Raw genomic sequence first — 6,530 nt, forward strand, 5'->3', positions numbered from 1 at the left:
CGTGCGCCGTTTCCGCGCGTATCCTGGCGCCCGGGCTGATTAATTTTTAATCAACTGCGTCCAGGTCTCAGGTAGGTGGGGCTACTGGATCTTCCAAGTCCCATCCGGCTGGCGGCACGCGGTGCCGTAGGCCTGTTCGCTCGCGCGGCCGATCGTGACGGACTGCTGGAACTCCCGGCAATAGGTGCCGTTCCGCTGGAAGGTGCGGGTCGGCGTCACGCTGCCGGAATGGCCGCTGTCCGGGTTGGACCAGGTCGAGGTCTCGCCCGATCGGGTGTGCTCCAGCGACGCCTGCGTGGTCTGGCCCAGATAGGCCCGGTCTGCACGGTCGAGCGACTTGCCCACCTCCGAGCCCGCAAGCGCGCCCAGCACGGCGCCCGCACCGGTCGCCCACAGCTGGCCCGAGCCCCCGCCGATCTGGCTGCCCAGGAAGCCGCCCAGCACGGCGCCGCCGAGCGCGCCCACTGTCTGCTTCGGGCCGACGTTGTTGCCCTCGCACGCGCCCAGACCGAGGGCGGCGGTCAGGGCGACGATCGCGGCGGCGAGGCGCAGGGACTTCACGGTCATGGGACGCACTCCTGGCGAAAGCGGGCAAAGGCCCGGGGAAACGGGGCGCGTGCCTGGCGCGCCGGCTTGGCGATTTGGCCGCGCGCCCCTAGTTTAGCGTGGGTCAGCTTAGCGCTGCTGTGCGAAAAATCGGACGGTATTTTGATCCCCGCGCAGGCCCGCGCCAATGCGCGCGCGGCATCGCGGGTGTGGATCGTCCCGCCGGCCCCGATCACGTAAGGACAGGCATGTTCCCCGACCATCCCCCCGCCGACCCGATCGACCTGCTTTCCGCCTGGTACGAGGAGGCCAAGCAGAGCGAGCCGAACGATCCCAACGCGATCGCGCTCGCCACCGTCGCGCCCGACGGCACGCCGTCGGTGCGCATGGTGCTGCTGAAGGATTTCGACCGGACAGGGTTCGTCTTCTACACCAACCTGGAAAGCCGCAAGGGCGAGCACATCGGGACCACGCCCAAGGCCGGCTTCGTCATGCACTGGAAGACGCTGCGCCGGCAGGTCCGGGTCGAGGGGCCGACCGAGCAGGTGTCGGACGCGGAGGCCGACGCCTACTTCGCCAGCCGGGCGCGCGGCAGCCAGATCGGCGCCTGGGCCAGCAAACAGTCGCGCCCGCTGGAATCGCCGCATGCGCTGGAAAAGCGCGTGGCCCAGTACGGTGCCAAGTTCCACGTCGGCAAGGTCCCGCGGCCGCCGCACTGGTCCGGCCTGCGGATCCGGCCGCAGCGCATCGAGTTCTGGGCCGAAGGGCGCTTCCGCCTGCACGACCGGGTGGTATATCGCCCCAACGACCACGGCGGCTGGACGACCGAGCGGCTGTATCCGTAGGAAGAGAGCAGGCCTTGCCTAGTTCCCCTCTTCCACGGGGAGGAGGGGCTAGGGGAAGAGGTAAGCGCGTCGCTTGTGCCGTGCACACCTCCTCTCCCTTACCCTCTCCTCCCACGTGGAGGAGAGGGGACTTGTTGTAGAAGCGGGACGGGATGACCGAGGCCACGGGCGAAACCGGCGGACAGCGGGTGACCGGCGCGCTGCAGCAAAAGCTGATGCGCCGGGCGACCTACGCCTCGGTGTCGGTCGCGGGCGCGCTGGTGCTGCTCAAGACCGGCGCGTGGCTGGTGACCGATTCGATCAGCCTGCTGTCGACGCTGGTGGACTCCCTGCTCGACGTCGCCGCGTCGCTGGTCAACCTGCTGGCAGTGCGTCAGGCGCTCAGCCCCGCGGACCGGGAACACCGCTTCGGCCACGGCAAGCTGGAGCCGCTGGCGGCGCTCGGGCAGGCGGCGTTCATCACCGGCTCGGCCCTGTTTCTGGCGATCACGGCGGTGCAGCGGTTCGTGACCCCGCGTCCGGTGCAGCAGGAGGAGGTCGGCATCCTGGTCATGCTGACCTCGATCGCGGCGACCCTGCTGCTGGTGAGCTACCAGCGCCGGGTGGTCCGGCGCACCGGCTCGCTGGCGGTCCAGGCGGACAGTCTGCACTATACCGGCGATCTGCTGGTCAACGCGGCGGTGATCGTGGCGCTGGTGCTCTGGCTGCAGACCGGCTGGACCTGGCTCGACCCGGCGTTCGCCATCGCGATCGCAGCCTATATCCTGATCACCGCCGCCCGGATCGTGCGCGGCGCCTACGACATGCTGATGGACCGCGAACTGCCCGAGGAGGACCGCCGGCGGATCGTCGAGATCGTCCGCCAGCACCCGCAGGTGATCGGCATGCACGACCTGCGCACGCGCGCCTCCGGCCCGCACAGCTTCATCCAGCTGCACCTGGAACTGGACGGGCGGATGAACCTTTACCAGGCCAACGTGATCGCCGACACGGTGGAGACCGACGTCGCGAACGCCTTCCCGGATGCTGAGGTGATCATCCACCAGGACCCGCACGGCGTGGACGACGAGTCGATGCCGTTCGCGCGGGTTGGAGCGGAGCAGAGTTCGTCCGGAACCTGACCACCGCACCCAACTGATCCCCCTGCTCCAGTGGGAGGAGGGGCCAGGGGAAGAGGGACCAGGGGCATCGACGCCGGCGGGTGCCAGATACGGGCATCTGTGCCTTGGGCATCCGGGGTCGGCGTTGGCATCAGCGCCGAGGGCAACCTCCTCTCCCTAGCCCCGTCCTCCCACTGGAGGAGAGGGGACGAGTTAGCGCCGAAAAGCCCGCCCTTGATCGCCATCAAGGCGTTGACGCCCGTGCACCGATAGGCTGATGCTACCCGATGGGTCGCGCGTGCGAACCGTCGGGCCCGCGACCGCGAGGAGGGTGTCCGCCATGGCGATCCGATCCATCCTGTGCCTCGTCGACGGCGGCGAGGACAGCGCCGCCACGATCCGCAGTGCCGTCCAGATAGCAATGGCGCACGACGCCTATCTGGAAGCCCTGCACGTCGAGCTCGATCCGCAATACGCCGTGCCGATCGCCGCCGACGGGATGACGGCGACGATGATCGAGGACATCGTCGACACGGTCGCCAAGGAAGGCGAAAAGCGCGCGCAGGCCGCGGAGAACGCGGTGCGCGAGGGGGTCGAGGCCGCCGGCGCCAGCCTGTCCGACCCGGCGGCCGAGCCGACGCCCGGCTTCGCCGTCGCGTTCCGGAAGCTGCAGGGCCGCGAGCACGACACGGTCGCCCGTCACGGCATGCTGTTCGACCTGATCGTCCTGACCCGCCGACACGGCGCGGGGGAGGCGCCGGCCACCCCGACGCTGGAGACCGCGCTGATGGAAAGCGGCCGCCCGGTTCTCGTGGCGGCGCCCACGGTGCCGCCCAAGATCGGGCACCGGGTGGCGGTCGCCTGGCGCGCGACGGTGCCGGGCGCGCACGCGCTGCAGGGCGCATTGCCCTTGCTCGCGGGCGCCGAGGCGGTCACGGTGATCACCGTCGACGACGGGCATAGCGACGATGCCCAGCCGGAGCAGGTGACCGGCTATCTGGCGCGCCACGGGATCCGGGCGGAAAGCCGTCGCATCGCCGCGCGCGGCCGCGACGCCGGCGACGCCATCCTGCAGCAGGCGGGCGAGGCGGACGCCGACCTGCTGGTGATGGGCGCCTACGCCCACAGCCGGCTGCGGCAGCTGATCCTGGGCGGCGTGACCTCGACGGTGCTGCGCCAGGCGAACGTGCCGCTGCTGCTGGCCCACTGAACCCCTGCGCCCCGTTGCCGCGACCGCAAGCGGCGCCGGGGCGCACCCGATCCGGACCCTAGAAGACCCGCGATGAGCGAGGACACCCGCAAGACGATCGTGCTGACCGGCGCCAGCCGCGGCATCGGCCACGCCACCGTCCGCCGCTTTTCCAACGAGGGCTGGCGCGTGATCACCTGCTCGCGCGAGGAGGTGCCGGAGGATTGCCGACGCGACCCCAACTGGACGCACCACGTCACCGCCGACCTGCGCAACCAGCAGGGGCTGGACGCGTTCATCAAGCGCGCCAACGAGATCCTGGACGGCGGACCGATCCACGCCCTAGTCAACAACGCGGCGGTGTCGCCGAAGACGCCGTTCAAGGAGCGCCTGGGCGTACTCAACGGCGACATGAGCGAATGGCGCACGGTGTTCGAGCTCAACCTGTTCGCGCCCTTGGCGCTGGCGCGCGGCTTCGCGGTGCCGCTGCGCAAGGGCAAGGGCTGCATCGTCAACATCACCTCGATCGCCGGCCACGCGATCCACCCGTTCGCCGGCAGCGCCTACTCCACCTCCAAGGCCGCGCTGTCGGCCCTGACCCGCGAGCTGGCGGTGGAGTTCGCCGCGCTCGGCGTCCGGGTCAACGCGGTCGCGCCGGGGGAGATCGAGACCTCGATGGTGGGCCCGGAGTACGAGACGCTGATCCCGCGCATCCCGATGCACCGGATGGGCACGCCGGAAGAGGTCGCGGGCGCGGTCTACCAACTGACCTCGCCCGACTTCGGCTACGTCACCGGCACGGAAATCTTCGTCACCGGCGGCCAGCACGTGTACTAGCGGCTACTCGGCTTTTTGGGGGACACCACCAAGGGCACGAAGGTCACAAAGGGGGAAAATTGGGCCCCACTCTGATATTCCGGCGGAGAATGACACACGGTGTTATTGTTTTTAGTTTATGGAGGCAGCATATAAAGATGAAAGTCAAATTGACAAGTGCGGAGGGTCTTTATGAGGGAGCCCTCACAGTGGCGTTAGAAGAGTGTCGCAAAGTTAGTCTTGATGCTGAATATTACCGACGTGTATTCGATGAAGCCCTAAGCCAGAATGATCGTACGACCGCAATCGTTTTATATGCAGCGCTAGATGACTTAATTGTTCATCACATAAAATGGCACTTACGGGAAGGGAAGAGAACGAAAAAGCTTTTTGATCGAAACGGCCCCTTGGCCAATTCTGCAAACCGCCTTGATCTGATATACGCATTAATGTGGATTGACGATGGCATCTATCAGGTATCACATGTCTTCCGTCGAATAAGGAACGATTTTGCACACAATTTGGATGTCCACTCGTTTGATCAGGCCGAGATCTTCGATAGAATACGAAGTATAGAGCCAGAAATATCGGAAGATGCCATATCTCAAGATTTCTTTGCAAAATTTTCGGCGAGTAGAGAGAAAGAACCGAGAAAGTATTTTTTGTGCAATTTTATCGCCGTTATGTCGTACCTTAATACCCACATAATATGTGTGCCAATTGCTCAAAGGCACAGCGTTTCACCGGCTGACCTCATTCAGAAAGCTTCTGACAGCGACATTCCTTCGGTGTCGGAACTCGGCTATCTAGCTGGCGAGTACGTTCAAGATATTTTTGAGAGTACAGATTAAGCGAATTAACCCACCCGGTTCTGCAGGTCGCGGAACCAGCTGAGGCGTTCGCGGGTCGCGGCGATGTCCTGGTCCAGCCAGTCCAGGAAGAAGCCGGCGTCCTGGTCGTAGTGGGCGCGCAGGTCGGTCAGGCGGGCCAGTTCGCGCTCGATCATCTCGACCAGCGTGTCGACCTGCTCCTGCCGGTCCTCGGTGTCGAGCAGATGCAGGAAGCGCATCTTGAGCGAGATGATCAGCTTGTTGATGTCGTTGATCGGCGCCCGGACCGAGGAGGTCATCAGCCGCTGCAGCTCCTGCTGGCCGGCCTCGGTGATGCGCAGCAGGGCGTTGTCTTCCATCCCCTTGCCGGAGACCGGCTCGATCAGGCCTTCGACGATCAGCAGTTCGACCGGGGTGCCGACCAGATCCAGCGACGGGCCGACGATGCGTTGGGTGAAGTGGCGCACGTCCTCGGCCAGCTCGGCATAGTGCATGTCCCGGCCGGCCAACGCGCCCAGCGCGGCGAGTCGGATCGCTTCCGTCGGAATCAGCGTGTTGTCGCGGTACATGGCCGAACCTCCCAGCCGTCGGTCCGAAGGCAGCGCCGCGGCCGACGCTCCAATCCGGACCGGATTACTCTTGATTAATTAGCGGATCGCGCGGGCGCTGTCCAGTTAACGTTGTGCAACGCGACCGACACCTAAACGTGGATACGGGGCAGGGCCGGCAGCGGATCACACGGGGCCTGAGGTCGATCGCTGCAAGCTTTCGCCGGCGGGCGAAACTGCGGTCGGCCGCCATCCGGGGGACCGGACGGCGGCTGCGTAGGGTGCGGCTCTGGCCTGCGGTGCGTCGGGCCGGTCTTAGGGCAAGATGCTGAAAGGTGGACTCGCCTTTCAGCTGACTCTTACCCTCTCTTCAACAAGTTAGAGCTACATTCAACTCGAAGGCCGTTGCGGCCTTCAAGCATGTAGCTCTAGCCCCCATTTTGCACGGAGGCAGGGCGGGCCTCCCTTGAACCCGCGGATTCGTGCGGGTTACGGGCGCTGAGGCAATACACGAAATCAGCGTGGAGGCCCGCCCATGGCAGAGGGTAACCAAGAACAGCTGCGATTTCATCCCGTCGAGGGCTGCACGGTCCGGGCCGAGTTCAACGGCGGGGCCATGTCCTCGGACTTTGGCCCGATGCTGCTTCGGGGTGTCG

7 protein-coding genes are annotated in these 6,530 nt (G+C 65.9%); 5 read left to right on the plus strand and 2 right to left on the minus strand.

Features of this window, described 5'->3' with window-relative positions; translation table 11 throughout:
• Nucleotides 1-81: 81 nt before the first annotated feature.
• Nucleotides 82-567, minus strand: coding sequence for an RT0821/Lpp0805 family surface protein (locus tag CKO28_RS16750; RefSeq protein WP_200341953.1), 486 nt, complete (start codon nucleotides 565-567; stop codon nucleotides 82-84).
• A 227-nt stretch (nucleotides 568-794) separates the two neighbouring features.
• Between CKO28_RS16750 and pdxH the strand changes: the two genes are divergently transcribed.
• From pdxH to CKO28_RS16775, 5 genes are all read left to right on the plus strand, one after another.
• Nucleotides 795-1,391 carry a pyridoxamine 5'-phosphate oxidase gene (gene pdxH, locus CKO28_RS16755; protein ID WP_200341954.1) on the plus strand — a complete coding sequence of 199 codons (597 nt, stop codon included), beginning with the start codon at nucleotides 795-797 and terminating at the stop codon, nucleotides 1,389-1,391.
• A gap of 152 nt (nucleotides 1,392-1,543) precedes the next feature.
• A complete protein-coding gene (locus tag CKO28_RS16760) occupies nucleotides 1,544-2,512 on the plus strand; it encodes a cation diffusion facilitator family transporter (protein WP_200341955.1) in 969 nt (322 codons plus the stop codon).
• Between the two features lie 319 nt (nucleotides 2,513-2,831).
• Entirely contained in the window at nucleotides 2,832-3,701 is an 870-nt protein-coding gene (locus tag CKO28_RS16765) for a universal stress protein (RefSeq protein ID WP_200341956.1), read from the plus strand.
• Between the two features lie 72 nt (nucleotides 3,702-3,773).
• On the plus strand, nucleotides 3,774-4,517 hold the full coding sequence (locus CKO28_RS16770) for an SDR family NAD(P)-dependent oxidoreductase (RefSeq protein WP_200341957.1): 744 nt from the start codon (nucleotides 3,774-3,776) through the stop codon (nucleotides 4,515-4,517).
• Nucleotides 4,518-4,654: 137 nt separating this feature from the next.
• Nucleotides 4,655-5,347: an MltR family transcriptional regulator gene (locus tag CKO28_RS16775; RefSeq protein ID WP_200341958.1), complete on the plus strand. Its 693-nt coding sequence runs from the start codon at nucleotides 4,655-4,657 to the stop codon at nucleotides 5,345-5,347.
• 5 nt (nucleotides 5,348-5,352) lie between these two features.
• Here CKO28_RS16775 and CKO28_RS16780 read toward each other — a convergent pair whose 3' ends face one another.
• A complete protein-coding gene (locus tag CKO28_RS16780; protein WP_200341959.1) occupies nucleotides 5,353-5,895 on the minus strand; it encodes a hypothetical protein in 543 nt (180 codons plus the stop codon).
• Nucleotides 5,896-6,530: the final 635 nt, after the last annotated feature.

It is taken from the genome of Rhodovibrio sodomensis (genome assembly GCF_016583645.1).
In the GTDB taxonomy this organism is placed as follows: Bacteria; Pseudomonadota; Alphaproteobacteria; order Kiloniellales; family Rhodovibrionaceae; genus Rhodovibrio; species Rhodovibrio sodomensis.

What these genes read in the sequence shown, in the direction of transcription:
- CKO28_RS16750 (WP_200341953.1), bottom strand. Translation starts at nt 567, where the DNA reads ATGACCGTGAAGTCCCTGCGCCTCGCCGCCGCGATCGTCGCCCTGACC.
- pdxH (WP_200341954.1), top strand. Translation starts at nt 795, where the DNA reads ATGTTCCCCGACCATCCCCCCGCCGACCCGATCGACCTGCTTTCCGCC.
- CKO28_RS16760 (WP_200341955.1), top strand. Translation starts at nt 1,544, where the DNA reads ATGACCGAGGCCACGGGCGAAACCGGCGGACAGCGGGTGACCGGCGCG.
- CKO28_RS16765 (WP_200341956.1), top strand. Translation starts at nt 2,832, where the DNA reads ATGGCGATCCGATCCATCCTGTGCCTCGTCGACGGCGGCGAGGACAGC.
- CKO28_RS16770 (WP_200341957.1), top strand. Translation starts at nt 3,774, where the DNA reads ATGAGCGAGGACACCCGCAAGACGATCGTGCTGACCGGCGCCAGCCGC.
- CKO28_RS16775 (WP_200341958.1), top strand. Translation starts at nt 4,655, where the DNA reads ATGAAAGTCAAATTGACAAGTGCGGAGGGTCTTTATGAGGGAGCCCTC.
- CKO28_RS16780 (WP_200341959.1), bottom strand. Translation starts at nt 5,895, where the DNA reads ATGTACCGCGACAACACGCTGATTCCGACGGAAGCGATCCGACTCGCC.